Raw genomic sequence first — 25,750 nt, forward strand, 5'->3', positions numbered from 1 at the left:
ACGATGAGCAACGCGACGTTCGACATCTCGGTGACCGACAACGTCGTCCTGGTCTGTATCGACGACGACGACTGTCGCCAGCGGGTGACGGCGGTGCTGCGCGAGGAGTGGCCCGTCAGGACGGCGATCGACGCAGAGACCGCCGTCGACAGCCTCGACGAGGCGGTGTCGGTCGTCCTCGTCGACGCCAGAGACGGTATCGAACAGGCGATTCCACGCCCCCAGCGCGACGAGCGCCCGTTCGAGCTGGCGGCGCTCGTCGACGAGTCGGTCGACGGCACCGACAGAGCCGTCGAGTGTGTCACCAAACCGATCTCGCCAGAGACGCTTCGCGCGACGGTCGAGCGCCTCCAGCGCCGCGTCGAGTACGACCAGCTCCTCGGGCGCTACTACGCGGTCGCCAGCGAGTACGCTGCCACGGCCAGCGGACACGAACGAGAGCCGGAGACGGTGTCGGAGCTGAAAGAGCGGCTGTCGACGATGCGGACACGGCTGGACGAACTCGCCGACGGCCTCGACGACCACGACGCGTTCTCGGTCGCACTGGGCACGCCAGACGAGCCGGAATTGACAGAGGAGTGATACGACCGGCTGTACATCTGTGACCGATTTCGCCACCCTGGGGTGGCGAAGATCGTCACGAAGTGACAGCCGGCAGTATGAGTCACGTGGCCCCAGTCTCGTCTGAGCCGTCGACATCGTTGCCGTTCTCGTCTGAGAGCACCTCGACCGAAGGAGTTCCCAGCGGGTCGTCGACGAATCTGAGCTTCTCGTTGGTCGTCCCGACGTAGACGATCTCCGTCGCGCCGTCGCCGTCGACATCTGCCGTCGTCAGTGGCGCTTTCGTCGCACTCACGCCAGTGAGGCGTTCGGTCCCGCCACCGCTCGCTTTGCGGTTGATCAGGATTTCGTTGCTCCCGTCGACCAGTACCACTGCTGGCGTGCCGTCGCCGTCGAGGTCGGCCAGTGAGCCGGCACCGATGCCGTTGTTCGATCCGGAGCCGGCGTCGTCTATTTTCGTGATACTCCCGTCTGATTCGAGGTATCGCAAGTGCTGACTGGCGTCTGCGAAGACCAGTTCGTCGCTGCCGTCGCCGTCGATGTCGCCGATCCCGGTGACGGCCTGCGCGCCGTTTGGCGGAGTGGCGACGATCTGCGGATTGCTACCGGGTGCAACCCGGTACAGTTCGTCGTGGTTCTGATCGACGAAGAAGACCGACCGCGGCTGTCCGTCCCAGCGACCCGTGGCCAGCCGCGTCTTGCTGGTCTCGATGGAGCCGCCGATGTCGCTGCTGGAGGCGAGTTCCGTCACTTCACCCTCGGCGTCGACGACTCCCACCGTCTCGCTGCCGTCGACGTATGGGATGTCGTCGGTACCGTCACCGGACACGTCGGGCCCGATCGCGCCGATCGCTTCGACGGTGTCCGTGTTCGGAATCGTCGTCACACTGCCGCCGTCACCCTCGACAGCACGGACGCCGGCAGTACTGCCGGTAAAGACCGTGCCGTCGCCCAGCCCTTCGACGACGGCTCCAGGATCGAGGTCGAACTCGGCGAGGATGTACGACGAGGGGTCGTCCGAGCCGTCCTGCCAGACGAGACGGATCGTCTCGCGTCTGGGCAACAGCGGAACCTCGGTCCCAGCGACCAACTCCTCGCCGGCCAGTGTGTCGGGGTCGTCGACGCCACGGACGGTGACACGGGTGCCGTCGATCCGGTCGCCCGAGTGGTGAACGAGGGCGTACTGTTCGCTGTCCGCGATCGGTTCGAGCGAGAGTTTCGCCGTCGGCGCGGGAGTCTGTTGGTCGGCCAGACCGAACACGAACGTCCCCGCCGCCGCGACAAGCAGGACGACGATCGCGACCAGCAGGACGACACCGACGACCGGCGAGACGCTCCGATCACCGAGCCCAGAGAGTCGTGGACCGCCCATTTCGTACAGGGTAGAGACTCGAACGACAAAGAAGCCAGTGTCGGCTCTTCGAGAGAGCGATCAGACAGCTTCGAGTGCGTCGAGCAGATTGCACTTGCGACAGCGGTCTCGACCCGTCGGAGCCCCGCACCGCTCGCACTCGCCGAAGTCGGCGTCGCGGTCGGCCTCGCTGCGGTAGGCCTCGGCGGCCAGTGCGGCGAGTTTCTCGTAGCCGGCCATGATCGAGTGGCGCGTGCCGGGGTGGTTCTCTTCGAGGCCGAGCATGAGGTCCTGGATCTCGCCGCGATAGGCCTCCTCGGCGTGGGGACACTCGGTGATGTGGGCCGGCAGCTCCTCGAAGCGAGCGTACAGAGCGACCTCCTTTTCGGGGATGTCACGGAGTGGCTTGGCCCGCGGGATGTGCTGATCTGTCTCGGGGCGCTCCCGGTCGGCGGGGCCGTCGCCGTCGGCGTCGAACGGCCCCAGCGACGAGTCGAAGTGCTGGGCGATCTGGGTCACGTCGCCTTCGAGGAAGTTCATCAGCGCAGTCTCGGCCTCGTCGTCGAGGTTGTGACCCGTCAGCAGCTTGTCGGCGTCGAGTTCGTCGGCGTACTTCGAGAGCAAGTCCCGGCGAAAGACGCCACAGTAGGCACAGGCGGCCATCCCCTCGGGGTCGTCCTCGACGACCTCGTCCATGCGAACGTCGAACTCCTCGTCGTAGCTGACGACCTCGTGCCGGATCCCGAGCTCGTCGGTCAGCGCCACGGAGGCGTCGAGGCTCTCGTCGCGGTACCCCTCGATCCCCTCGTGGATCGACAGCGCGACGAGTTCGATCCGGGGGTCCTCGGCGAACACGTCCTGTAGGATCTGGGTGAGGACGACGCTGTCTTTGCCTCCCGAGAGCCCGATCACCCACGTCTCCGGGTCCTCCGGCGTGGCATCGCGAGGCACCAGTCCGTCCTCGCGGATGCGGCGACGCACGCGCTTCTCGACGGTCCGACAGAAGTGCTCTTCGCACATGTGCAGCCCCGAGTAGGCCGCGTGCATCACCGCCGACGCGCCACACTTGTCACACTCCATCGCCTGCCCGTAGCGGACGTGGGTGCGTCAGGGTTTCGTTCTCATACTGTCGGCTGTCACTTCGTGACGAGCTTCGCCACCCCGGGGTGGCGAAATCGTTCACAGATGTACAGCCGGTAGTATCAGACGACCGCGTCGGCACCCCGATCGAGCGCCGACAGCAGCGTCGGCACGTGCTCGTCGCGAGAACGCGAGGAGAACAGTTCGTGGCCGCCGTCGTACAGCACCGTCCGGGCCGCGGGCATCCGCTCACCGATCGCGCGTGTCGAGACCACGCGATCGGTCAGCGAGCAGAAGACCACCGCCTCGTCGTCGATCTCGGGGAGCGTTCCGTGGGCTCGCTTCGTCGCCCGGAGGAAGGCCGGCGAGACGCGATCCGGACCGTCGGCCAACTGCTCGTCGGTCGCGTGCTCGCCGATGAGCGATCGGTCGCTGACCCCGCTGGGGAGGAGCTTGGCGTTGCCGGGAATCGCGGCGAAGAGACCGACGATCGGTCCCTGTCGGGACGGCGGGTCGTCCCACCACGGGCTGAGATACGTCGTCGTCGCCGCGTCGAGGTCGGCGTGAGCGACGGTGAGACCGCCGGCACTGTGGGCCAGTACGGCCGGCTCGTCGAGATCCGCGGCGTAGGACTCGACCGGTCGGACCCACTGCTCGGACACGTCGGTGACGTGTGGCGGCAGGGTCGCGGTGTGGACTCGCCAGCCGTCGGCGGCGATGCGATCGATCAGCCAGCGGACCGGCTCGTGTTCGGGACGGTTCCCCCACCCGAGGACGAACAGGCAGTCTGGGGCAGACGCCTCCCCGAAGGTGCGAAACTCCATAGCCCGACGAGGGCCGCCACGCTCAAAAACCCGGCTGGATCCCACGACGAGGGCGTTGTCTCCCGTTCACGGCTCGTCGGCGTACCACTCGATCCACGCCCCGTGGGGGTGAAACCGTGCCAGCCGGTCCGACCTGAACGTTCCCCCGACCGAGCGGTGCCAGTGGAGGTCGAGCCCGTCACCGGGCTCGTCGAAGGCACCGCTGCCAGTGAGCCAGTGGAGCGTGCGCTCCTTGGCCCGCGTGGCGATCAGGTCCCGGAGCGCCGCTCTGACCTCGTCTGGCACCTGATACAGAACGAGCGTGCTGTAGACGACGACCGGCACGTCCGCCGGGATTCCATCGAGAATCCCGGGGAGTTCGTCGAGCACGTCCCCCTCGACCAGCCGTGGCGGATCCCGTCGAGCGACCGTGACGGCGTCGGCGAGGACCGCCCGGCGCTGGTCGTGTTCGGGCCAGGTCAGTGCCCCGAGCCACTCGACGTCTGTGTCGTCGGTCACGTCCAGCGGATTCAGGTCGATGCCAACGCGAGAGTGGACGGCGGGCGGTGTCGTGGGCAGTGGCGGCGTCCCGCTGTCCACGGACGACCGAATCGTCACGGCCGCGTCGGAGGGGCCGACCCGGCGAACGTCGCCGTCCGACGCCGTCTCACGGAACTCGTAGCCGTACTGATCCCACGAGAGGTTCAGCCCTGCGCTCGGCCCGATCTCGACGAGCGCGATCGGATCGGCCGTCCGTGCTGCGACGTGTGCGAACGCGGGATAGAGGACTGCAGAGCGGCGCACCTCGTTCGTCTGCGTTCGACGGTCTGTGAGAAGCGGACGCAGGTCCGCCGCGTAGACCTCGCAGAAGTCGACCAGCGTCGATGCGAGGTCCGCGTCGGGCGGTCGCGGCTCGTCGGTCACGCTCGGGTAGTAGTCCGCGAGCGGATGATCGACACCGCGACGGACGACACAGTGGACAGCGGCGAGAAAGACGTTCGCGACGGCACGGTCCGCGGGGACGGCCTCGGCGACGGCGAGCAGTTCGGGAGAGTCGGCGACGATCCGACAGAGACGTTCGTACAGCGGAGAGGTGTCAGCGGCCCACTCGGCCAGGTCGAGAAACGACTCCCGAATGGCGGTCATACGGGCCGTTCCAGTGGGACCGACAAGACGCTTACCGTCGAGTGAGGGGTGGTCACACGCGTCACTCCTCGTGGACGTGTGGGAGCGTGATCGTGACGGTCGTCCCGTCGTCGAGGGCGACGTCGATCGAGCCGTCGAGCCACTCGACGACCCACTTGACGACCCACAGCCCCAGACCGGAGCCGTGTTCCGTCGGCGTCTCGACGAACGACTCGGTGAGCAGTCGTCGCTCCACGTCGGGCAATCCGGGGCCGTCGTCGTCGACCGTGATCGAGACCGTCTCGGGCGTCGTGGTCACGTCGATCGACACCGTCGGCTCCGCGCAGCCGTGGATGATCGCGTTGCGGATCAGTTCGTCGACGACGACGGCGACGAGGTCGCCGTCGGGGACGAGGGCGCTTTCGGACGACCACTCCGTCACGACGGTCGCGTCGGGGTACTCGGCCCGGAGGTCTGCGACCGTCTCCTCGACCAGCGGTCCGATCGGTCTGGGCGGGGACTCCGAGCGGTCTGTCCGGAGCGACGTCTCGACGATCCGTGCGTGATCTGCGAGCTTCAGCAGCGACTCGCCGCGGCGTTTGATGAGGCTCGCGTCCTCGATCAGGCGCTCCTCTTCGGCGGACTCTTCGATACGGGCGGCCGTCCCGGAGACGACCGTCATCGCGTTCCGGAGGTTGTGTCGGAGCACGCGGTTGAGGACGGTCACCTCGACGCGGCGGCGAGCCAGCGTCTCGCTGAGTTCGTTGAAGTGTTCGGCGACGTTGGTCCACTCGGTCGGCCCCGACAGGGAGACTGTCGTGCCGTACTCGCCGGCCACCAGCGCGTTCAGCCCGCCCTGGAGCCGCTCGAAGTTGGCGACGTACTCGCGATAGAGCCACCACCCGAACACCGACAACGACGCGAGGACGAGCCCCAGCGTCCCGAGGCCTAGCAGCGTGATCGACTGGAGGTCCGACCGAACGGCACTCTCGGTCCGTGTCGTCGACACCGTCCAGCCGGCCCGGTCGACGGTCGCGTTGGCGACGGCGACCGCCCCTTCGTCACCTGGCTGGGGACCCTGCTGGTACAGCGTCGTGCCGTTGGCCGCGACGAGGACACCGCCCGCGGTGCTTTGCTCCTGGCGGATCGGCGCGAGGAAGTCACCCCGACGAACGTGAAACGCCGCGTTGAACGTCCCGACGATCGACCCACCGGAGTGGATCGGGGCACTGATCGTGACGATCCGGTTGCCACTCTCCGCGGAGACCGGTTGGCTGACGTACGTCTCGCCGGCCATCGCCCGCTGGAAGTACTCCCGATCGCCGAACTGCTGGCCGACGAGCGCGCGCGACTGAGCCGGCGCGGTTCCCTCGGAGTACAGTGCCGTCATCGTCCCGTTGGCGGCGATGACGGACGCGCCGCTAAAGGAGGTCGACAGGACGAACGAACGGACCGACTCCGCCTGTCGCTGTGAGTGGTGGTCGGCCAGCGCCGGCGTTTCGGTCCACAGGCCGACCGTCTGGCCCTTCTCGGTGAGCAGTACGTCAAGCTGGGAGGCCATCGTCTCGCTGACTCGTTCGAGAGCGGCCTCCTCCTGTGCGATCGTCGCATCGCGATACAGCGTGAAGCCGGCCAGCGAGAGCACCGAGAGCACCACCGTCAACACCAGGAACGCGACGAGGAAGCGTCGCCGAAGTCGCATTGTCGGCAGTTTCGCCACGGAACACATAAAGAGTGGGGGCACGACGGCAGACATATTTTCCTGTGACCAGTAGGGTCGGGCGATGAGCGAACTCGCGCGCGAGGCGGCGATCGATCGAGCCGTCGAAATCGTCGACGCCGTCGCCGAGCAGACCATGCCGGTACCGGTACGGGAGGTCTGGGTGTACGGCGACGTGGCACTCGGACTCGATCCGATCGACCGACTCGACGTGTATCTGACGAAGGACATCCTGCTGCGCGACGACGCAGACCGAGAGCCGGAGTTTCGCGAGCGACTGGGCGTCGAGGGCGTCGGCAAGACCGTCCGGGCGGCGTGGGCCGACGAGTACCCCGAGTACGTCCGTGCGAACGCCTCGGGCCACGCCGCCCCCGAGCAGTGTCTGGCCGCGCACCTGTTAGAAGAGTCCGAACCGATCCACCTCGAAGTGTGCAACGCCTCCTTCGAGGACAACGTCACCCAGCGCCTGAAGGGAGCCCGCGCACGCGGAAACTACGAACAACTGCTGGATCCCCGCGGAGTCTGTCTGTGGGCCGAGGGCCAGCGCAGCGACTCGGCCGTCCGCAAGCTCCGGGAGAGCGAACTCGCGTTTCCCACGCTGTCTGGCGCACTCGAAACGCTGGGTATGGACGCGACGGAAGCCGGCGAGGCCGCCGACGCCGTCCGAGAGTACCGGGAGCGACAGAGCGGAACGACGGTCCGGGGCGACGTGGTCTGAGACCGGAACTGGAGCCACGGACGCGTGCTTGCGACCGCAGCCGGACGCGTCGCTGGCTGCGAGTGACCTCGACGCCGTAGCTATTTTGCGCCGGGCCGTGAATCGCCGACGATGAGTCAGTCCCTCCACCTCGCGATCCGAACCGTCCACGTCCTCGCGATGGCGCTGCTGGTCGGCGGCGCGGCCGGGCTCTGGGCCGCGGCCCGGCGGCGCGTCGACGACCTCCACGTGCTGGCGAGACGCTACGAGTGGCTCTTCTGGGCCGCGCTGGGCGGACTGGTCCTCACGGGGATCGGCAACCTCGGCGCGCTCGGTGCGCCCGGCCCCGGCACTCGCTGGGGGCAGACGCTGCTCGCGAAGCTCGTGGTCGTCGCGCTGTTCGTCCTCGGCTCGGCCGTCAGAACGCTGGCCGTCACCCGGACCGACCGCTCGACGCCACTCGCCGCCTGGAGTCGGCGGGCGTACGGGCTGACGACGGCGACACTGCTCGGACTCGTCGTCCTGGCGGAGGTGCTGGCCCATGGCTGAGACCGCGGCCGCGTCCCGGACCACACGCGAGACGGTCGGACGACCGACGACGACACTCACCGCGTGGACGCTCGCGACCACGAACACGGTGGGGTTCGTCCTCGCCGTACTGGTCCCCGCCTACGCCAGCGGCGGGCTCTCGGACGTGTTGCCCTCGCTGAACACGGCGGTCGGCGTCGTGGCGTTTCTCGCCCTCTGGCTGGTCGTCGGCGTGACGACCCACTGGGTGCTGGCCCACGTCGACCCGTCCAGTGACTCGGCGGTTCGGCTGACGCTGTGGGCCGGGAGCTGCGGGGCTCTCGCTGGCGTCGTCTTCCTAGTCGGGATCGTCGTCGGGCTCGGCGTCCCGGCGGCAGTCGTCGGCTCGTTCGGACTGCGGACGGTCGTCCTGCTGGCGGCCGTCGGGACGCCGATCGCCGCCATCGTGGGAGCCGTCGTCGGCGTCGCGGCGGGACTGCTCGACGTGGTCTTGCTCCGGATCGCCGACCGCGTCACTCCCCGATCCGACCGACGGTGACGAAGAAGGGGACCGTCTCGGTCCGCTCGTACTCGCCGGCACCCATCTGATCGATCACGTCTCGGCCCATCGACCGCCAGGCTTCCCGGAGCCGATCGAACTCGTCGTCGGGGACCGACGCGGCCAGCACGTCGGCCCGGTCGGCCAGCCCCGCGCCGGTCGCCTTGCGCTGTGCCGCGGTGAGTGCGGCCTCCGAGTACGGCGGCGTGACGGTGAGTCGCTGATCGTACCGTCGCGTCGAGACCACGTCCAGCCCGGCGTCGGAAAAGAGATCGGCCGCGCGCGCTCCGAGCGCCACGTCGGTGTCGACGCCGTCGAGGTAGAGCCGGCGCGCCCGTCTGGCCAGCGTCGGTTCGGCGTCGACGGTCGACTCGACGCTGACGGCGCTGTTGTCCGGTTCGATGACGGCGACGCGATCGCTGGCGACTCTGGCGAACTCCGCGAGTGCCGCCGCGGGCTCCGGGAGGTTGATCAGGAGCGCCTGACACACCACGAGGTCGACGGCGTCGTCCGCGAAGGGCAGTCGCGTGGCGTCGCCACGAACGACCGGCTGGCGAACGGTCGACAGCAACGCCTCGTCGGCGTCGACGCCGATCACGTCGCCGGGCGACTCCTCGCGGAGCACCGCGGTGAGTTCGCCGCTGCCACAGCCGACGTCGAGCACTCGCTGGGCGGTGTCGAGTTCGAGATCGGCGAGCGCCTCGCGGGAGTCGCCCCACATCCCCCGGCGCGTGCGTTCGAGGTAGTCGGCGTCGAATCTGCGCACGACCGGGGTTGTCGTGCGACCGGCAAAAGGAGCCCGGTCACGCGCGTCGGAGCAGTAGCCGGTCGGCAGCCAGATCCTCCAAGACGGCGTGGGGGCCGCCGATCCAGTGACGACCGTCGTCTTCGACGAGGATCGAGTTCTCGATGGGCAGTGAGGAAGACGCGGGGTACACCATCCGCTGGTGGACGTTCAGGACGCGACCGTCGACGGTGCGTTCGGCCCCGGTCTCCGGATCGTGGCCGGTCGCGCGGCATCGGATCGGCACGTCGTCGCGGAGACACAGCGCGACGTTCGTCACCGCCTGTCGGATGCCGTCGTACGTCGCGGGCAGGTCGGGCACGTCCGCGGCGTGGACCTCCGACGCGAACATCCAGAAGTTCGTGACGAAGTCCCGGTAGAATCCGTGAGCGACCTCCTGGAAGTCGAAGGTGCCGACGACGTCGTCCGGGCTGTCGCCGGTGATCGACGATCCGTTGCCGATCAGGCCCCGCTCGTTGTCGACACAGCAGAACACGGGCGCGATGTCCTCCGATCTGCGTGCGACCGTCGAACAGTTCGCCAGCGACGGCAGTTCGCGTTTCGAGCGCTCGTCGTGTGGCGGGTCCCAGACCAACACGAGGACGAGCAGCCCACGATCGACGGCCGCCGAGAGCGTCGCTTCGAGCTCCGGCAACGCCGTGTGTGGCACCGAGAGAGCGACTTCCGACGCCGCACCGTCGACCAGGGCTCGAATCCGGTCGAGGATGGCGTCGCGCTCGATCACCTCGGTGTCGACAGTCATCACCGACAACAGGTACCAGATGCCGATAAAACCACCTATCACCGAGGGTGATAGAGCACACGTTTTTATCGCTTGGATTCGGCAGTTCCCGCATGGACGAGGGGACGACGGTGCTGTACGTGGGGGGATACGGTAGCACCGAGCCACGAGACCACCTCGAAGCCGCGGGGTTCGAGGTCGAGAGCGTCGTCGGAGCGGCCGACGCGCGGGCTGCCCTCCGAGAGAACCGATCGATCGAGGTCTGTGTCACCAGATACGAGGTCCCACGAGCCGACGGGATCGAGTTCCAGGGCGGGCTCGCGGTCGTCGACGTCGTCGAGGCCGAACGGCCATCGCTCCCGGTGATCCTCTTTACCCGGATGGCCAACCGAGACGTGGCACGCGAGGTTTCGGGGCGGGACCTGTTCGACTACATCCCGATCCAGTCGGGCGACGCGCCCTACGACCGACTGGTCCGGCGCACTCGAACGGCCGCGCGTCGGTACCGAACCGACCGGCGCGTCGAACAGCTGTCGCGGATCAACGAGATCGTCCGGGACGTGAACCGCGAACTCGTCCGTGCCGACGACCGCGAAGCCGTCGAGCGAGCGGTCTGTGAGGAACTCACACAGCGGGGTGCCTACGAGTTCGCCCGGTTCGAAGGTGGCGACGGGACCACGGCCCACGGCGACGAGGCCGACGGCGGGACGATCGACCCGGACGCCCTCGCGAGCCACCTCGGGGAGAGCGGGCCGGGCGTCGTCGATCTGGACGAACGCTGGCAGCCCTACACCGCAGGCATCGTCGTCCCGGTCGCCATAGACGGGGTCGAATACGGCCGAGTGTTGCTGTGTACGACCCGTCCGGACGCCCTCGACGAGACCGAGCAGGAGGTGCTCGGAGAGCTGGGCGAGACGATCGCCGACGCGCTCGACGCCATCGAGACCCAGCAACAACTGGCCGTCCGCGAGCGAGAGCTGGCAGAGCAGAACCGCCGGCTCGAACGCTTCGCCTCGATCGCCAGCCACGACCTCCGGAACCCCCTCCAGGTCGCCGACGGCTACGTCCAGCAGCTCCGCGAAGAGTCCGACGACGAGCGCCTCGACGAGATCAGCCAGGCGCTGGGACGCATCGGCACCATCATCGACGACGTGCTCGCGCTGGCCCGGAGCGGCGACGGTGCGATGACGAAGACGGCCGTCGACCTGACGGCGGCCGTCGAGCGGGCCTGGGAGACGGTCGACACCGGCGACGCGACCCTGGAGTGTGCGGTGTCGGGGACGGTCCAGGCCGACGAGGATCGCCTCGCGCGGCTCTTCGAGAACCTGTTTCGCAACGCCATGGAACACGGGTTCACGGCGTCGGCGACCCGGGACAGGCGAGCCGGCGGAACGGACACGGATCTGACCGTCCGCGTGGTCCCGGCCGAGAACGGCTTCGCGGTCGAGGACGACGGCGTCGGCATCCCGCGAGAGAAACGAGAGTCCGTCGTCGAGCTGGGCCACTCGGAGGGCGGCGGGACGGGTCTCGGACTGGCGATCGTGGCCCGAATCGCCGAGGCACACGACTGGACGGTCACCGTCGAGGAGAGCGACGCCGGTGGTGCCCGGTTCGTCTTCGCCGTCGGCGAGCCGGTGTCCGACGCGTAGGTGTCGACCCGGCGCGCGCCGTCGCGGTTCGCTCCGCTGTCAGGCGTTGCCCAGTTCTCTGGCCCGTTCGATGTTCCACTCGAAACCCCGGCCGTCTTCGGTCGGGGTCTCCAGGACGAAAGGCACGTCTTCGAGGGCGTCGTGGGTCAACAGCGCGGCCATCCCCTCCTCGCCGATGTAGCCCTCGCCGAGGTGAGCGTGTTCGTCCTTGTTGGTGCCACACTCGTGTTTCGAGTCGTTGAGGTGGATGCAAGCGAGGTTGTCGAGTCCGACCACGTCGTCGAACTCGGCGACGGTCTCGGCGACGCCGTCGGCCGTCGAGATGTCGTAGCCCGCGGCGAATGCGTGGGCCGTGTCGACACAGACTTCGAGGTCCTGCTCGGAGCGGTCCAGCACCTCGGCGAGGTGTTCGAACTCGCCGCCGAGTTTCGTCCCGCTGCCGGCGTCGGACTCGACGAGCACCGTGACGCCGTCGGGAATCGTCAGTTCGTCCAGGGCGCTGGCGGCGTTGTCGAGTCCGCCCTCGACGCCGGCCCCCGTGTGAGCACCGAGGTGGACGTTGACGTACTCGACGCCGAGCTTGTCGGCGGCGTCGACCTCCTTTTGCATCGAGTCGATCGACTTCGCCCGGAGGTCGTCTTTGGGAGTACAGAGGTTGACGAGGTACGACGAGTGGATGACCCACGGCCCGACGCCGTGTTCGTCGCTGCGTTCGCGGAACTGTTCGGCCTCCTCGTCCTCGATGTTCGGGTCCTGCCAGACCTGTGGCGAGTGGCTGAAGATCTGGCCGCAGTTACCACCGTAGTCGACCTGTTCGTCGACGGCGTTGTACGCTCCGCCAGCGATCGAGGTGTGTGCTCCGACGCGCATACCGGTGGATACGGTCGGTCGATCAAAGCACTTCCGAAGGCACCGCCGGGAGTTTTGGCCCCGGGGACCCAAGGTCGAGTGTGCCAGCAGACGCGCTCCCGCCGGACGTGTACGCCGTCCTCGACCAGTTGCTCACCGAGGCCGGTCGGGCGGTCGCCAGGGGCGACCACGAGACCGCTTCCAGCGCCGTCGACAGCGCGGCGACGGTGACCGAGAACAAGGTGCCGCCCGGGCCACAGCGGCGACTGCTCGAACACTGCTGTGAGACGGTGACCGACCTGCTCGAAGCCGAGGACACCGACGCGGCGCTGATCCGAGAGTACCTGCGAGCGACGAGCGAGCGACTCGTCGTCGAGGGTGGCAGCTCCTGATACTGCCGGCTGTCAGGCCATCGGATCCGTCCGCTCGCGGGTCCAGGCCTCCGTCCCGAACTTCTCGCTCACGCGCTCGCGCGCACGCGAAGTGATTCCGTCTGGCCACGACGTTTCCGTGACGGTCCCACCGAGCGTCGTCTCGACCCACTCGCAGAGTGTGTCACGGAGCGTCGCGACGGCTTCCGAGCGAGAACAGTCGACGTACTCCTCGATGCCGCCGACCCGATCGGCGAACGCGTCCGGTTCCGGCTCGCCGGTGAAACAGGCACAGTGGCGCGCCGGGGTCGTCTCGAAGGTGAGCGAGCCGTGTTGCACGACGGCGTCGCGCTGTCGGTACTGGGCGTTGCCGCTGATCTTGCGCCCGTCCGGGCCGACCACGTCGTGTGCCGGGTGCAACGCTCGGAGGTAACACGCGGGCTGGTACACGGCCGGTCGCTCGTCGCTCGCGAAGGTCGCGTCGACCCCCATTCCCTCGAAGGCATCGAGGATCGGCTCACAGAGCAGTTCGTAACACGCCAACAGGTCGCCCGGAACGGCGTCGCCCGGTACGACGATCGAGTACGAGATGTCGCCGTCGGTGTCGTGGTAGATCGCACCCCCGCCCGTGGGTCGGCGCGTGACGGTGATCGCCTCGCGCTCGCAGTAGTCCCAGTCGATCGTCGCCGGATCCTGGTTGTAGCCAAGCGAGAGCGTGCTGGGCTCCCAGCGGTAGAGTCGAACCGTCGCCAGGCCGCCGTCGGCGACCGTCTCGGCGGTGACCTCGTCCAGCGCCATGTTCGTCGGCCCGTCGTGTGCGCGTTCGTCGACGAACCGCCACGACAGGTCCCCCAGATCGGTCATGGGACGGCCTACGGCCGGAGCCCCGAAAGCGGTTGTGGGCGGCGTCGGGGACGTACATAAATCGGCCTCGCAATCGAGGCACAACGCCGAGGCCCGTCCCCGGCGTACCGCTCGACATGCAACAGGCCACGAGAGCATCCACAGAGCCGCTGTCGCTGCTTCCCGAGACGGCCGTCGTCGGGACCGAGGACCACGAGAACGCGCCCGCGATCGTCGTCCGTGCGGACGCCGTCGAGTCGGTCCTCTCGACGCTGAAAGCGGAGGCGGGCTACGACCACTGTGCCTGCGTCACGGCACAGGAGTACGGCGATCGCTTCGAGACGATCTATCACCTCCGGAAGTACGACGACCCGACCGACGAACTCTCGGTGGTCGTCCCGACGTTGCACGACGATCCCCACTCCGAGAGCGGATCGGGCGTCTACGAGACGGCGGCGTGGCACGAGCGCGAAGCGTACGACCTGCTCGGCATTACCTACGAAGGACATCCAGATCTGCGACGGATTTTGCTGCCCGAGACCTGGCAGGGCCATCCGCTCCGGGCGTCGTACAACCAGGACAAGCCACAGATCGTCCCGTTTCGCGAACACGAGCGCATCCTGGAGGATCGCCGTTCCGGACCGGACACGATGCACCTCAATATGGGGCCACACCACCCCTCGACCCACGGCGTCTTGCACCTGCGCGTGACGCTCGACGGCGAGACCGTCGCAGATGTGACCCCCGAGATCGGGTTCATCCACCGCTGTGAGGAGCAGCTGTGTCAGCAGGGGACCTACCGTCACCAGATCATGCCCTACCCCGACCGGTGGGACTGGAGCGGTGGCGGCCTGCTCAACGAGTGGGCCTACGCGCGCGCCGCGGAGGACCTGATCGGCGTCGACGTGCCCGAGTACGCACAGGTGATCCGGACGATGAGCGCGGAGCTGTCGCGGATCCTCTCGCACTTCCTGGCGATCGCGGCCTACGGGCTGGACGTGATCTCGGAGTTCACCGCCGTGTTCCAGTACGGCATCCGCGACCGGGAGATCGTCCAGGACATCCTGGAAGACCTCACCGGCCAGCGGCTGATGTTCAACTACTTCCGGCTGGGCGGGGTCGCCTGGGACCTGCCCGAGCCTCGCGAGACGTTCTTCGAGAACGTCCGGTCGTTCCTCGATGACCTGCCCCAGAAGCTCGAAGAGTACCACGACCTGCTCACCGGCAACGAGATCCTCCAGTTGCGAACCGTCGACACCGGCGTGCTCCCCCCGTCAGTCGCCAAGGAGTACGGCTGTACGGGACCGGTCGCGCGTGGCTCCGGCGTCGACTACGATCTGCGACGGGACGATCCCTACGGCTACTACGACGAACTCGACTGGAACGTGGTCACCGAGGACGGCTGTGACAACTTCTCTCGCGTCCTCGTTCGCCTGCGCGAGATCGAGGAGTCGGCCAGGATCGTCGATCAGTGCGTCGATCTCCTCGAAGGCTGGCCCGAAGACGAGCGAACGATCCAGGGCAACGTTCCCAGAACCGTCCGCCCCGACCGCGACGCCGAGATCTACCGGGCAGTCGAGGCCGCGAAAGGAGAGCTGGGAATCTACATCCGCTCGGACGGCACCGACACGCCGGCGCGGTTCAAGATCCGGGGGCCGTCGTTCTCGAACCTCCAGTCGCTGCCGGCGATGGCCGAAGGCGAGACGATCCCCGACCTGGTCGCCGCGATCGGCAGCCTCGACACGATCATGGGCGAGGTCGACCGATAGGCCCAACCGTTGGCAGCCGACCCCACACCACCGTGTTGGGTGTGGCTGAGCCGACAGTTCGGTGCTGGAACGGTGAACGGCCGGCGAGGCTGTTTTGTGTTCCTGGCACGTACCGTTGAGCGATGAGTGAACCACAGACCGCCACGGTCGCCGGTGGCTGTTTCTGGTGTACCGAAGCCGTGTTCAAACAGATCGAGGGCGTCGAGTCCGTCACCTCCGGTTACGCCGGTGGACACGTCGCGGACCCGAGCTACGACGCCGTCTGTTCCGGCGACACCGGTCACGCGGAGTGCGTCCAGGTCGAGTACGACCCGGACGTGATCGACTACGAGGACGTGCTGACCGTCTTCTTCGCGACACACAACCCGACCACGGAGAACCGACAGGGGCCGGACGTGGGCAGTCAGTACCGGTCGGCGGTCTTCTACCACGACGAGGCCCAGCGCGAGACCGTCGAAGCGACGATCGACGACCTCGGCGAACAGTACTCGGACCCGATCGTCACGGAGGTCGAGCCTCTGGAGACGTTCTATCCCGCAGCGGAGTACCACCAGGACTACTACGAGCGCAACCCCGATCAGGGGTACTGCGCGGTCAACATCGATCCGAAGCTCAAAAAGCTCAACGAACAGTTCCGGGAGCTGCTGGCATGAGCTTCGAGTTTACGACGACGGTCGACGTGCGGTACAACGACCTGGACACGTACGGCCACGTCAACAACGCGCTCTATGGAACCTACGTCGAGGAGGCCCGCGTCGACTACCTCGAAACCGTCGTCGGGGGCGCGGCGGCCGACATCACCGGCAGCGGCGAGGAGACCGGGATGGTCGTCGCGAACCTCCAGCTGGACTTCGAGCGCCCGATCCGACTGGCCGACGAGGTCACGGTCGGCGTCCGCGTCCCGCGCCTCGGCGAGAAGAGCTTCCCCTTCGAGTACGAGATCCGGACCGCCGACGGCGAGGTGGCCGCGACCGGGGAGACGACGATGGTCGCCTACGATCGCGGGCAGGGTTCGTCGGTCCCGATCCCCGACAGCTGGCGCGAATCGATCGGCGAGTTCGAGGGCCTCTAGGGTTCGAGGACGCGCTCGGTGCCGTCCGTCCCGTGGATGGTCACCGCGTGGTTCGTGTGTCTGACGTGGGTGTGGGCCCACCGCTTTGCCCCACCCTCTTCGATCCGTTCGACCGTCTCCGGACAGTGGCGACACTCGACGCGCCACGTGGCGACGCCGTCGGGGAAGTGGCCGGTGTGACGCCGGTGGTCCAGCGCGAACTGCTCGAAGGCCTGGTTGCCGACGGCGTCCAGCTCCTCGCCGAGGTCCCACTCGCGGCCACACCGCCGACAGCTGATCGTCGGGTCGTTCGACGGCGGTTCGGTGTCGTCGGGTCCGTTCACGGATCGCCGTTGGACGGGTAGCGCCATCAACCCCCCGCTCCGGGACCGACGGGGACATGGGGCCGGAGTGCGTTGTCGGCGTATGGACGAGCGGTCGAGTCGCTTTCGGGTCTATCGGGTCGTCGAGGCGGTCCCCCACGTCAACCTCTTCGACACCGACGGGACGCGACTCTACACGACCTACCAGCAGGGATACGGGGAACGACAGCCCGCGATCGACGGGCTCGAAACGGGCGACCTGATCGAGGGGACGGTCGCCGGAGATCCCACGGACGAGGAGGAGGCCTGGACGCTGCGCGAGTTCGACCGGGTCGGCGGCGTCGACATGGGGTTCGCTACCGACGTGGAACTCCCCGAGATCGCCAGAGAGACCTGGGACGAACAGACCAGTGGCCCGGCACACAGCGTGATCGAAGCGGACGGCCAGCCGGTCGGGGAGTGCTGGGTCCAGCCCCGGGCTCCGCTGCCGGGCGGGAGTTTCGTCCCGTCGGTCCTGGCCGGGCTGCTCCCGATGGAACCGAAGCTGACGACCGTCGCGAGCGCCGACGCGCCGACGACCGACGCCGTCTTCCTCGACCCCGATCCGGTCGACGCCGCGTCGTTCAGCCAGCCCTACGGCGTCTTGCTCCTGTTCTCCGAGCGCGCGGACGAGACGCGCCGTCGCTACCGCGAGCGGTTCGACTGCCCGCGCGGCGTCGACAGTCGTCCCGACTACGATCCCTACGAACTCTCTTCGGGCGGCTTCGGCCCGTAGCCGGCCCACCGTCGAGTCGCGTTCGATCACCTCGACAGCGCCGCGACCAGTGTCACCAGCACGAGACGCCGCGGAGGCGATGGAAGCGTCCGATCACGCAGTCTGGCCACCCAGTTTCTATATAGCGTTATCTGATTTACCGGCGACGACACGCCAGACGCGCCGAACTTATACGAGTCGGGCGACTACGGCCCGCTAATGGTCCAAACCGTCGCACGCGAGATGGCAGATCTCGAACCCGAGGACTTCCATCTCCTCTCGGGCGTCGAGCAAGGGATGCGCTTCTCGGAGTACGTCGACCGCGAGAAGCTCCCGCAGTTCTCGCGGCTGACGGCCGAAGACGTCGACTACCGGCTGGACCGGTGTGAAGACCGGGGCTTCCTGGAGCGCAAGACTATGCAGTACGAGGGATTCAAGCTCACGTTCGAGGGGTACGACGCCCTCGCGCTGCACGCGCTGGTCGAGCGGGGGACCATCGAGGGATTCGGTGCCCCCCTCGGAGTCGGCAAAGAGAGCGACGTGTTCGAAGTCCGCTCGTACAAGCCCATGGCCCTGAAGTTCCACCGCGAGGGGTACACCCAGTTCCGGGAAGTCAACAAGGAGCGGGAGTACACCGCCGACCGCGATCACGTCTCCTGGCAGTACACCGCCCGGAAGGCCGCCGAGCGCGAGTACGACGCACTGGAGACGCTGTACCCGGAGGTTCGGGTCCCCCAGCCCATCGACACCAACCGCCACGCGATCGTCATGGAGAAGATCGACGGCGTCGAGCTCTCCCGGACGAAACTCGACGACCAGCAGGTACGGCCAGTCCTGGAGTTGGTCCTCACGGAGATGGGGACAGCCTACGACGCCGGGTACGTCCACGCGGACATGAGCGAGTACAACGTGTTCGTCGGCTCCGACGGTATCACGATCTTCGACTGGCCCCAGGCCGTGCCCACCGACCACGCGAACGCCGACGAGTTGCTGACCCGCGACGTGGAGAACATCCTCGGGTACTTCCAGCGGAAGTACCCCCGGTTCGTCGACGACGTCGAGATCGACACCGTCACCGAGGCGTTGCTCGCCGGTGAGTTCGAGTCACTGTCGAACCACGACTGATACTGCCGGCTGTAACTTCGTGAAGATCTTCGCCACCCCGGGGTGGCGAAATCATTCACAGACTTACAGCCGGTAGTATGAGACGGACGGTTGGAGACGTGTACCCAGATCTCCAGCGTTCCGTATGAGACGGCGGTGATCGTCTCCCCCGTGGCGACGATCGCCGGTCAGCACCTCCGAGATCCGTGTAAGACTGTCAGCAGCACTGTTTCGAGGGATTTCCGACTGTCGCGAGTGACGCCACAGATCGGGGTCACAGTCCCACATGACCGAGAATGTCCCGAGCAGCGGGTGAGGTAATCGGCCCGTATAAATTATATATCGCTATACCAAATCCTCCGTCGGTGACGAACAGAGATAGACAGAACCATATTCGATCCAGTCGAGAGCGGCCGTATGAAAGTGTTCGTTGCCGGTGCGACCGGCGATCTGGGCAAGCGGCTGGTCGAGCAGTTCGTCGCACGCGGCCATACCGTGGTCGGACTGACCCGAGACGAGCGGGGCGACGAGATCGTGCGGGATCGTGGCGGGGAGCCCCACCGCGGAGATCTGTTCGACGTGGCGTCGCTGGTCGAGGGGGCGAGAGGTGCAGACGTGGTGATCCACGCCGCGACCGCGATCCCGACGGCGACGAAACCGAGCGCGGAAGACTGGGAACGGAACGATCGGCTCCGGCGTGCGGGCGTCGAGAACCTCACCACCGCAGCCACGCGCGTCGGCGCGGACCAGTACATCCAGCAGAGCGTCGTCTGGGTCGTCCGTCGGCCCGACGGCTCGCCGTTCGACGAGTCCGCACCGCGAAACACTGACCGCACGACCGAATCGGCCGCCGACGCGGAGCGCATCGCGGAGACTGCGGCGGAGGAGGGGCCGTTCGACGCCACGATCCTCCGGTGTGGGTGGTTTTATGCCGCCGACTCCGAGCAGACGACGACGATCGCCGAGAACCTCGAAACCGGCGACATGCCGATCGTCGGCGGTGGATTGCTCGGACGGAGCGACGCCGTCGTCTCACCGATACACGTAGACGACGCCGCGAGCGCGTTCGTCGCAGCCGCACAGGAGGGCGTCGAGGGGACCTACCACGTCGTCGACGACCAGCCGGTGACGGTAGCCGACTTTCTCGAAACGTTCGCAGCGTATCTCGACGCCGACGAGCCCAGTCGGATTCCTGGCTGGCTCGCCCGGCTGTTCGTGGGCAAAGACAACGTCCAGTTTTTCACGAGCTCCATGCCCACGTCGAACGCGGCCTTCCACGAGGCAACCGGCTGGGAACCCGAATACCCGACGTACGAAGACGGGCTCGCTGCCGTCGCCGCCGGTGTCGACAGAGAGCGATAGACACCGTGGACGGCCGCTACCGCGAGCCCGACACCAGGAACTCGAGCAGGTTCCCGACCAGCACCTCGTTGTCGGCGGTGTAGGCGTAGTCCGTGCCGAGCAGCGAGCGATCGCCCAGCGCGACGGCGTTGCCCTGGCGAGCGAGCACGGAGTAGCGGGCCTGCCGGCGAGTCGTCGAGAGTCTGGTCGACTCGTTGGTGACCAGCAGTGGAGAGCCACCGACGACCGGCCGGGCGGTGTAGGTCGTGACGCGGTCGACGCCGTCGGTCAGGGCCGTCTCGCCGGCCGGCGTCGCGTAGACGGCTCGGTGGTTCGTGTCGTACTCGGCGAGATCGTAGAGGTAGCCGCTGTCGAACCCGAGCCCGAACGCCCCGGCGAGGTTGGTCATCGGGGTCGACGCGGTGGCCCCGCGAGCGGCCTGTCGCGGGGGTTCGTTGACCAGCAAGACGCGACCACCGTCGTCGGCGAAGGCCGCGATTCGACGCCGCTCGCTCGTGTCGTACTGGTCGTCGGGGGCGATTACCACGAACGCGTCGGCGCTCGAAAGCGTCTCGTCGAGCGACTGCTGGCTGGCCATCCGGTCGGTGTAGAACTGCACGTCGTGGCCGGCCTCGGTCAGCGCCGTGACCAGCGGACTGATCTCCTCGGGCGAGACGCTGTTGTTGTGGCTCTGATCGATCACGACCGTCTTCTGGGTCCCACTGGCGTCCAGTTCGATCTCGCCGGTCTCGGCCGACTCGTCGGCCAGGATCGCCTCGGGCTGGTGACTGTCGACGGTCAGCGGGGCGGTCTCGTTGCCCTCGACCGGGACGGGGATCGACCCGAGCCCGGTCAGGGTGGCGACGACCAGGAACACGGCGACGAAGACGCCACCCTTGAGCGCCGCGTCACGCAGCTCCACTGGCACGCACCTCCCGAGCAGACGTGTTGAGGTCGCCCCAGAGCATCAGGTACTGGGGGCGTTCGATGCCACGCGTCGTCAACAGCGACGCGCGGTCGACCTGTCCGGCGTCGGTGCTGTTGGCCTCCGACCCGAGCAGCAAAGAGAGCACGCCGGGCGTCGTCGAGCGGTACACTACCTCGTAGGAGTCGAGGCCCGCCTTCTCCGCCGCGGCGGCGATGGCCGTCTCCAGCCCGCCGATCTCGTCGACGAGTCCGTTGTCGACGGCGGCCGCGCCGGAGTACACCTTCGCGTTCGTCAGCTCCGTCCTCGACAGCGCGAGTCGGTCGCCGCGTTCGGCGTACACCGAATCGACGAACGAGCGCTTGAGGGTCTCGACCTGGCCACGGATGTCGTCACCAGTGAGTCCGCCGGCCTTGTCGGGACCGGTCGTCACGGACCGGGGGACGCCGTCGGGCTGGGGGATCAGGGCGCGCACCCCGACACTCCCGACCAGTCCGCCCGGCGTCGCGTAGATCTCGTCGCTGGGCAGCGCCGTGTAGTACGCACCCGAGGCCGCGACGCCCCGGACGCTCGTGACGACCGGTTTCTCGCGGGCGAGTCGCTTGACCGCCCGGTACTGTGCTTCACTCGCCGCGACGCTCCCACCGCCGCTGTCGATGCGCAGGACCACGGCGTCGATCGAATCGTCCTTCCGGAGCGTTCGGAGTTGCCGGGTCACCTCGTCGGCGGTCGGGCCACTGATCGGTCCCTGGATGGTCACGGCGGCGATCGTTCCCTCGTCGTCGCTCTGGAACAGCGCCGACGAGACGGCGGGGCCGACCGTGGCACCGATCAGGAGGGCGACGACGATGATGACCGTGTAGGAGGTCAACAGCGTCTTGACGTGTTTGTCGATCGGATTCGCCATTCGCTAGGGTCGTTGGCGTGCTCGGATAAAAAGCCACGACGACGAGGACGATCAGAGCCAGTCGAGGTCGGGGTCGATGCGGTTGGGCGGCGTCTCGCCGTCCAGCGCGGCCGCGACGTTGCGAGCGACGGTCTCGTTGAGCTCCTCGCGGGCCTCGACGGAGTACCAGCCGGCGTGTGGCGTCAGGAGGCAGTTGTCGAGCGCGCGCAGCGGGCTGTCGTCGGCCGGGGGCTCGCGGCGGGACACGTCGAGGCCGGCGGCACCGATCTCGCCGTCGGCGAGTGCGTCGGCCAGTGCCGCCTCGTCGATCAGACCGCCACGGGCCGTGTTGACGACGATCGCGTGGTCCTGCATGGCTCCGAGCGCGTCGGCGTCGATCAGTCCCTCGGTCTCGTCGGTCAGGGGCGCGTGCAGGGAGACGTGATCGGCCCGCGCGAGCAGTTCCTCGAAGGAGACCCGCTCGACGCCGGCCTCGGCCATCTCCTCGGGGTCGACGTAAGGATCGTACGCGATCACGTCGAGGTCGAACCCGCGAACGCGCTCGCGGAGTCGGCGTGCGATCGGGCCGAAGGAGACGAGCCCGAGCGTCGTGTCGGGGAACCGGTGGACCGGCCGCCCCTCCTCCCAGGCCCACCCGCCGGCCGCGGTCGCGCGGTCGTACTCGGCGATCTTTCGCACGCAGTCCAACAGGAGCGCCAGCCCGTGGGTCGCGACCTCGTCGGTACAGTACTCCGGGACGTTGGTGACGACCACGTCGTGTTCGGCCGCGGCCTTCACGTCGACGTTCTCGAAGCCGACGCCCGCGCGGGCGACGATCTGGAGTGCCGGCAGTTGCTCGAAGACGCTCGCAGGCACCGGCGTGTTCACGTCAACCACCAGCGCCGCGGCGTCGCTGCCGGCCGCGACGATCGCGCGCTCGTCGGGCAGCGGTTCGGTTCGGATCGTCGCGTCGGGCAACGCCCCGGCGATCACGTCGGGATCGAGCATCGGATCGTCGCTGACGAGGATTTCGCTCATAGGGGCACTGAGGCCGAAGCAAGCTAAAAAACCCCGATCGCGTTCCGGGAGCGCGATAACGCCCGCCGGTGAGTGTGACTGGCGAGGCATAAATCAGTGGACGCGATATCGAATCGCGGGTCGGGCGCGTCCCCAGAGAGACGGCGCTACGACGGCCGGTCGTGTACGTCGTCGAGATCGTCGACCGTCGGAGCGTTGACGATGCGGACCCGACTTCCAGCGCGGGTCACGCGGAAGGCGTCCCCGAAGGCGTCGGCGTCGGGAACCCGGTAGACGGTCTCGCTCGGTCGCGTCGCGCCCTTGTCGTCGAGAATCGACGTGTAAGCCGTCTCGAACTCCCTGGCGTCGCCCGGCGAGTCCCACTCGATGGTCCAGACGTAGCCGTAGCCACCAGAGCCGTTGCGGTAGGGGACGATCGAGTCCCCGCCCCAGCCCTCGGAGGCGTCGCTGCGGTACCGGAACCACTGCTCGGGTTCGACGGCGTCGTTGGTGTACAGCATCGCGAAGATCGAGGCCTCCCCGGCGGTGTCGGCGACGGGGTCGTGGTCGAACCGCTCCCACTCGTCGCTACTGCGGTCGGGAACGGTCACGTTCACCGGCTCCTCGTCGGGGTACCGGTCCGGGTGGATCACCTGCTCGGTGCTGTCGGGCGGGTTCTCGTACAGTCGTTCGACGCCGTCCCAGCGGTTCCGGCCGTACTGCTGGTCGATCAGTCCCGGCCCGGTCGCGTAGGGCTGGTAGATCGTCACGAAGACGCCGTCGGTCGGCGCGCCGCCGCTGGAGCTGTCGCCGCTGCCGTCGCCGCCGGGCGCAGAGAGACACTGCCAGCGGTTCTCACAGCGGTCCTCGTAGGTCCACTGGACGTAGTTGGCCTCGCCCTCGGTGACGCTTTGCTGGGCGAGCTGGCGGTCCTGGGTCTCCGGAGACGACTCCAGGTTGTCGTACTGGTCTTGCAAGGCGTGGACCAGTTCGTGAGACAGCGTCGAGCGGTCGATGGTCGGCGTCGGCGAGTCGCTGACGATCGTGATGTTGTCCGAGGCCGGACTGTAGTACCCCTGGACCGAAGAGTTGTAGGTCTCACCCATGGCCTCGCTGGTGCCCGAGTCCTCGCCGACCAGAAGCAGTGCTTCCCACACCTGATCGTTCCAGGGATCGTCGGGGCCGGTCCCGCCGGGACCACGCGACTGGTTGCGGTACTCGGCGCGGCTGATCACCTCGACGCTGACGTTGCCGTCGAACTCCCGGTCGCGGATCCGCTCGACGCGGGCCTTGCTCCGGGCCAGGACCGCCGCCCGTTCGCTGGCGTTGAGACCGTCCTCGGTGGTCACCGACACGCTGTCGTCGTACCAGTAGCCGTCTTCCCAGCCGATCGGGTCCTCGTCGGCCGGACGGTCACGGTCGGCGGGGTTCAGATCGTTCACGGCTCCGAGACAGCCCGCGAGGACGACTAGCACGGCGAGGGCTGCGACCCTACGCATCGTGGACCGCCTCCAGTGTCGCCGCGTCGGGCGCGTTGACGACCGTCACCGTCGCGCCGGAGCGGTCGATCCTGACGGCGTCCGTGAAGGGACTGTCCTCGCCGATCGTCCAGACGTTCTCGCCGGTTTCCTCGCCACCCCAGTGGCGGACGACCGCGCTCCAGGTGTCGGCGAACTCGGCGGCCTCGGTCTCGTTGGTCCAGCGGGTCCGCCAGACGTAGCCCGACCGGTCGCCGTTCTCGTAGACGTACAGTTTGCCGCCGGCCCAGCCGCGGGCGGCCGGCACGTCGTAGTTATAGGGGTCGTTCCCGTCGATCTCGCTGCCCTCGAAGTTGAGCACGTCGTCGGTTGCCACCACACTGGCGTCCTCGTAGTCGTCGGTGACGGTGTAGGCAAGCGACGCCGCGATGGCGGACTGGCCGACGACGGCGTAGTCGGCGCGTCCCGGCGGTCGGACCCGCTCCCACTCGTCGTTGCTGCGGTCCGGCAGGGAGACGGTCGCCGGCTCCCACTCGGGATACTGTTCGGGGTAGATCACTTCCGTCGCACCGTCGGGCCGGTCCGCGAACGCGGCGTCGACGGCCGCCCAGCCGCCGGCCTCGTACCGGTGCTCGACGAAGCCGGGGCCGTCGCTGTAGGGGAAGAACTGGAGGAAGTTCAGCCCGAAGTGACTGTCACCACCGCCGCTCTGGGTGCTGTCGGCCGAGTCGAGACAGGACCAGCTCTCGCCGCAGTTGGCCGTGTAGCGCCGCTCGACGAAGGAGGCGTCGCCCTCGACGATTCCGTTGCGGCCCTGATAGGCGTCGCGAGTCGTCACGGTCCCGTTGGTCAGGTCGAACTGCTGGTCTTGCAGGGCGTGGACCAGCTCGTGGGCCAGCGTCGCCTCGCCGTCGAGCTGTGGCGTCTCGCTGTCGGCGACGATGACGATCTCGTCGCGGACCGGGCTGTAGTAACCGAGCACGCTCTGGCTCAGCGCGGCGTTCTGTGCCTCCAGCGCGTCCCTGTCCTCGCCGATCAGGAACAGCGCCTCGAACTTGCCGTTGTCGAAGCGCGCGCTCGTCGCGTTGGCCGCGGTGGTAGAGCGGTTCTGGTACGTCGACCGGTCGATCACGCTGACCGGGACCGTCTCGTCGAACTCGCGTTCTCGGACCCACTCGACGCGGGCCATCGAGCGAGCGACGACGGCCTCTCGTTCGCTCTCGTTGAGGCCGTCGCTGTTGGTCACGTCCAGCGATTCGTTGTGCCAGTAGCCGTTCTCCCAGCCGAGCCGGTCGGTCTCGGGATCGGGCAAAGCGTCCGCAGAGGCGGGCGTGGCCGTCGGCTCGGGAGCGTCGGTCCCCGTCGTCTCGTTGACGGGGGACGCCGCCGACGGGCCGGCCGACGGAGCCTGACAGCCAGCCAGAACGAGCAGCGCAGCGAGCAGGGCGGCGCGATACATGT

General features: G+C 67.8%; 27 protein-coding genes. 12 read left to right on the forward strand and 15 right to left on the reverse strand.

What is annotated here, in order from left to right:
• Positions 1-3 precede the first annotated feature (3 nt).
• Positions 4-582, forward strand: a complete 579-nt coding sequence (locus AC5FRZ_RS13875; RefSeq protein ID WP_493564886.1) for a HalX domain-containing protein — start codon at positions 4-6, stop codon at positions 580-582.
• An 82-nt stretch (positions 583-664) separates the two neighbouring features.
• On the opposite strand, the gene AC5FRZ_RS13880 is transcribed toward AC5FRZ_RS13875, so the two are convergent.
• From AC5FRZ_RS13880 to AC5FRZ_RS13900, 5 genes are all read right to left on the reverse strand, one after another.
• Positions 665-1,933, reverse strand: coding sequence for an FG-GAP repeat domain-containing protein (locus AC5FRZ_RS13880; protein WP_493564887.1), 1,269 nt, complete (start codon positions 1,931-1,933; stop codon positions 665-667).
• A gap of 60 nt (positions 1,934-1,993) precedes the next feature.
• A complete protein-coding gene (gene ncsA / locus AC5FRZ_RS13885; RefSeq protein ID WP_493564888.1) occupies positions 1,994-2,992 on the reverse strand; it encodes a tRNA 2-thiolation protein NcsA in 999 nt (332 codons plus the stop codon).
• 122 nt (positions 2,993-3,114) lie between these two features.
• Positions 3,115-3,816: an alpha/beta fold hydrolase gene (locus tag AC5FRZ_RS13890; protein ID WP_493564889.1), complete on the reverse strand. Its 702-nt coding sequence runs from the start codon at positions 3,814-3,816 to the stop codon at positions 3,115-3,117.
• Between the two features lie 66 nt (positions 3,817-3,882).
• A complete protein-coding gene (locus AC5FRZ_RS13895) occupies positions 3,883-4,941 on the reverse strand; it encodes a DUF2332 domain-containing protein (protein ID WP_493564890.1) in 1,059 nt (352 codons plus the stop codon).
• 61 nt (positions 4,942-5,002) lie between these two features.
• Positions 5,003-6,622 (reverse strand): sensor histidine kinase, encoded by a 1,620-nt coding sequence (locus AC5FRZ_RS13900; protein ID WP_493564891.1) that lies wholly within the window; start codon positions 6,620-6,622, stop codon positions 5,003-5,005.
• Between the two features lie 82 nt (positions 6,623-6,704).
• Here AC5FRZ_RS13900 and AC5FRZ_RS13905 point away from each other — a divergent pair, with 82 nt between their 5' ends.
• From AC5FRZ_RS13905 to AC5FRZ_RS13915, 3 genes are all read left to right on the forward strand, one after another.
• On the forward strand, positions 6,705-7,358 hold the full coding sequence (locus tag AC5FRZ_RS13905) for a DUF7095 family protein (protein ID WP_170092500.1): 654 nt from the start codon (positions 6,705-6,707) through the stop codon (positions 7,356-7,358).
• A 111-nt stretch (positions 7,359-7,469) separates the two neighbouring features.
• Positions 7,470-7,886, forward strand: a complete 417-nt coding sequence (locus AC5FRZ_RS13910; RefSeq protein ID WP_372480276.1) for a CopD family protein — start codon at positions 7,470-7,472, stop codon at positions 7,884-7,886.
• Complete coding sequence (locus AC5FRZ_RS13915; protein ID WP_170092502.1) at positions 7,879-8,403, forward strand: DUF7965 family protein; 525 nt, start codon at positions 7,879-7,881, stop codon at positions 8,401-8,403. Before AC5FRZ_RS13910 ends, AC5FRZ_RS13915 begins: the two co-directional genes overlap by 8 nt.
• Here the strand turns inward: AC5FRZ_RS13915 and AC5FRZ_RS13920 are convergent.
• Both AC5FRZ_RS13920 and AC5FRZ_RS13925 read right to left on the reverse strand, forming a co-directional pair.
• Positions 8,378-9,169, reverse strand: a complete 792-nt coding sequence (locus tag AC5FRZ_RS13920) for a class I SAM-dependent methyltransferase (RefSeq protein ID WP_493564892.1) — start codon at positions 9,167-9,169, stop codon at positions 8,378-8,380. The two genes, AC5FRZ_RS13915 and AC5FRZ_RS13920, sit on opposite strands and share 26 nt — an antisense overlap.
• 37 nt (positions 9,170-9,206) lie before the next feature.
• A complete protein-coding gene (locus tag AC5FRZ_RS13925) occupies positions 9,207-9,950 on the reverse strand; it encodes a TrmB family transcriptional regulator sugar-binding domain-containing protein (protein ID WP_170092504.1) in 744 nt (247 codons plus the stop codon).
• Positions 9,951-10,042: 92 nt separating this feature from the next.
• Between AC5FRZ_RS13925 and AC5FRZ_RS13930 the strand changes: the two genes are divergently transcribed.
• Entirely contained in the window at positions 10,043-11,578 is a 1,536-nt protein-coding gene (locus AC5FRZ_RS13930; protein WP_372480273.1) for a sensor histidine kinase, read from the forward strand.
• 39 nt (positions 11,579-11,617) lie between these two features.
• Here the strand turns inward: AC5FRZ_RS13930 and AC5FRZ_RS13935 are convergent, their stop codons facing one another.
• Positions 11,618-12,448 (reverse strand): deoxyribonuclease IV, encoded by an 831-nt coding sequence (locus tag AC5FRZ_RS13935; protein ID WP_170092506.1) that lies wholly within the window; start codon positions 12,446-12,448, stop codon positions 11,618-11,620.
• Positions 12,449-12,528: 80 nt separating this feature from the next.
• On the opposite strand from AC5FRZ_RS13935, the gene AC5FRZ_RS13940 reads away from it, so the two are divergent.
• On the forward strand, positions 12,529-12,819 hold the full coding sequence (locus tag AC5FRZ_RS13940; protein ID WP_493564893.1) for a DUF8101 family protein: 291 nt from the start codon (positions 12,529-12,531) through the stop codon (positions 12,817-12,819).
• Between the two features lie 12 nt (positions 12,820-12,831).
• Here the strand turns inward: AC5FRZ_RS13940 and AC5FRZ_RS13945 are convergent, their stop codons facing one another.
• Positions 12,832-13,662 (reverse strand): lipoate--protein ligase family protein, encoded by an 831-nt coding sequence (locus tag AC5FRZ_RS13945; protein ID WP_493564894.1) that lies wholly within the window; start codon positions 13,660-13,662, stop codon positions 12,832-12,834.
• A gap of 116 nt (positions 13,663-13,778) precedes the next feature.
• Here AC5FRZ_RS13945 and AC5FRZ_RS13950 point away from each other — a divergent pair, with 116 nt between their 5' ends.
• From AC5FRZ_RS13950 to AC5FRZ_RS13960, 3 genes are all read left to right on the forward strand, one after another.
• Positions 13,779-15,410, forward strand: coding sequence for an NADH-quinone oxidoreductase subunit D (locus AC5FRZ_RS13950; RefSeq protein ID WP_493564895.1), 1,632 nt, complete (start codon positions 13,779-13,781; stop codon positions 15,408-15,410).
• Positions 15,411-15,532: 122 nt separating this feature from the next.
• The gene (msrA, locus tag AC5FRZ_RS13955; RefSeq protein WP_372480269.1) at positions 15,533-16,063 is read left to right on the forward strand and encodes a peptide-methionine (S)-S-oxide reductase MsrA; all 531 of its coding nucleotides are present in this window, start codon (positions 15,533-15,535) and stop codon (positions 16,061-16,063) included.
• Positions 16,060-16,482: an acyl-CoA thioesterase gene (locus tag AC5FRZ_RS13960; RefSeq protein ID WP_012807721.1), complete on the forward strand. Its 423-nt coding sequence runs from the start codon at positions 16,060-16,062 to the stop codon at positions 16,480-16,482. Before msrA ends, AC5FRZ_RS13960 begins: the two co-directional genes overlap by 4 nt.
• Here the strand turns inward: AC5FRZ_RS13960 and AC5FRZ_RS13965 are convergent.
• Positions 16,479-16,832 carry a DUF8062 family protein gene (locus AC5FRZ_RS13965; protein ID WP_170092511.1) on the reverse strand — a complete coding sequence of 118 codons (354 nt, stop codon included), beginning with the start codon at positions 16,830-16,832 and terminating at the stop codon, positions 16,479-16,481. The two genes, AC5FRZ_RS13960 and AC5FRZ_RS13965, sit on opposite strands and share 4 nt — an antisense overlap.
• A gap of 55 nt (positions 16,833-16,887) precedes the next feature.
• On the opposite strand from AC5FRZ_RS13965, the gene AC5FRZ_RS13970 reads away from it, so the two are divergent.
• The 3 genes from AC5FRZ_RS13970 to AC5FRZ_RS13980 all read left to right on the forward strand — a co-directional run bounded on the left by AC5FRZ_RS13970 (position 16,888) and on the right by AC5FRZ_RS13980 (position 20,004).
• A complete protein-coding gene (locus tag AC5FRZ_RS13970; protein ID WP_170092512.1) occupies positions 16,888-17,559 on the forward strand; it encodes a hypothetical protein in 672 nt (223 codons plus the stop codon).
• Positions 17,560-17,757: 198 nt separating this feature from the next.
• Positions 17,758-18,663, forward strand: a complete 906-nt coding sequence (locus AC5FRZ_RS13975) for an RIO1 family regulatory kinase/ATPase domain-containing protein (protein ID WP_493564896.1) — start codon at positions 17,758-17,760, stop codon at positions 18,661-18,663.
• 396 nt (positions 18,664-19,059) lie between these two features.
• The gene (locus AC5FRZ_RS13980; RefSeq protein ID WP_493564897.1) at positions 19,060-20,004 is read left to right on the forward strand and encodes an NAD-dependent epimerase/dehydratase family protein; all 945 of its coding nucleotides are present in this window, start codon (positions 19,060-19,062) and stop codon (positions 20,002-20,004) included.
• A 16-nt stretch (positions 20,005-20,020) separates the two neighbouring features.
• On the opposite strand, the gene AC5FRZ_RS13985 is transcribed toward AC5FRZ_RS13980, so the two are convergent.
• The 5 genes from AC5FRZ_RS13985 to AC5FRZ_RS14005 form a co-directional block, all read right to left on the reverse strand.
• Entirely contained in the window at positions 20,021-20,905 is an 885-nt protein-coding gene (locus AC5FRZ_RS13985) for a DUF4350 domain-containing protein (protein WP_170092515.1), read from the reverse strand.
• Complete coding sequence (locus AC5FRZ_RS13990; RefSeq protein ID WP_170092516.1) at positions 20,892-21,815, reverse strand: S49 family peptidase; 924 nt, start codon at positions 21,813-21,815, stop codon at positions 20,892-20,894. Before AC5FRZ_RS13990 ends, AC5FRZ_RS13985 begins: the two co-directional genes overlap by 14 nt.
• A 51-nt stretch (positions 21,816-21,866) precedes the next feature.
• Positions 21,867-22,832, reverse strand: coding sequence for a C-terminal binding protein (locus AC5FRZ_RS13995; RefSeq protein ID WP_170092517.1), 966 nt, complete (start codon positions 22,830-22,832; stop codon positions 21,867-21,869).
• A gap of 146 nt (positions 22,833-22,978) precedes the next feature.
• Positions 22,979-24,310 (reverse strand): Hvo_1808 family surface protein, encoded by a 1,332-nt coding sequence (locus tag AC5FRZ_RS14000; protein WP_493564898.1) that lies wholly within the window; start codon positions 24,308-24,310, stop codon positions 22,979-22,981.
• Entirely contained in the window at positions 24,303-25,748 is a 1,446-nt protein-coding gene (locus AC5FRZ_RS14005; RefSeq protein ID WP_493564899.1) for an Hvo_1808 family surface protein, read from the reverse strand. Before AC5FRZ_RS14005 ends, AC5FRZ_RS14000 begins: the two co-directional genes overlap by 8 nt.
• Between the last annotated feature and the right edge of the window lie 2 nt (positions 25,749-25,750).

The sequence above is a fragment of the Halomicrobium sp. HArcht1-1 genome (genome assembly GCF_058933285.1).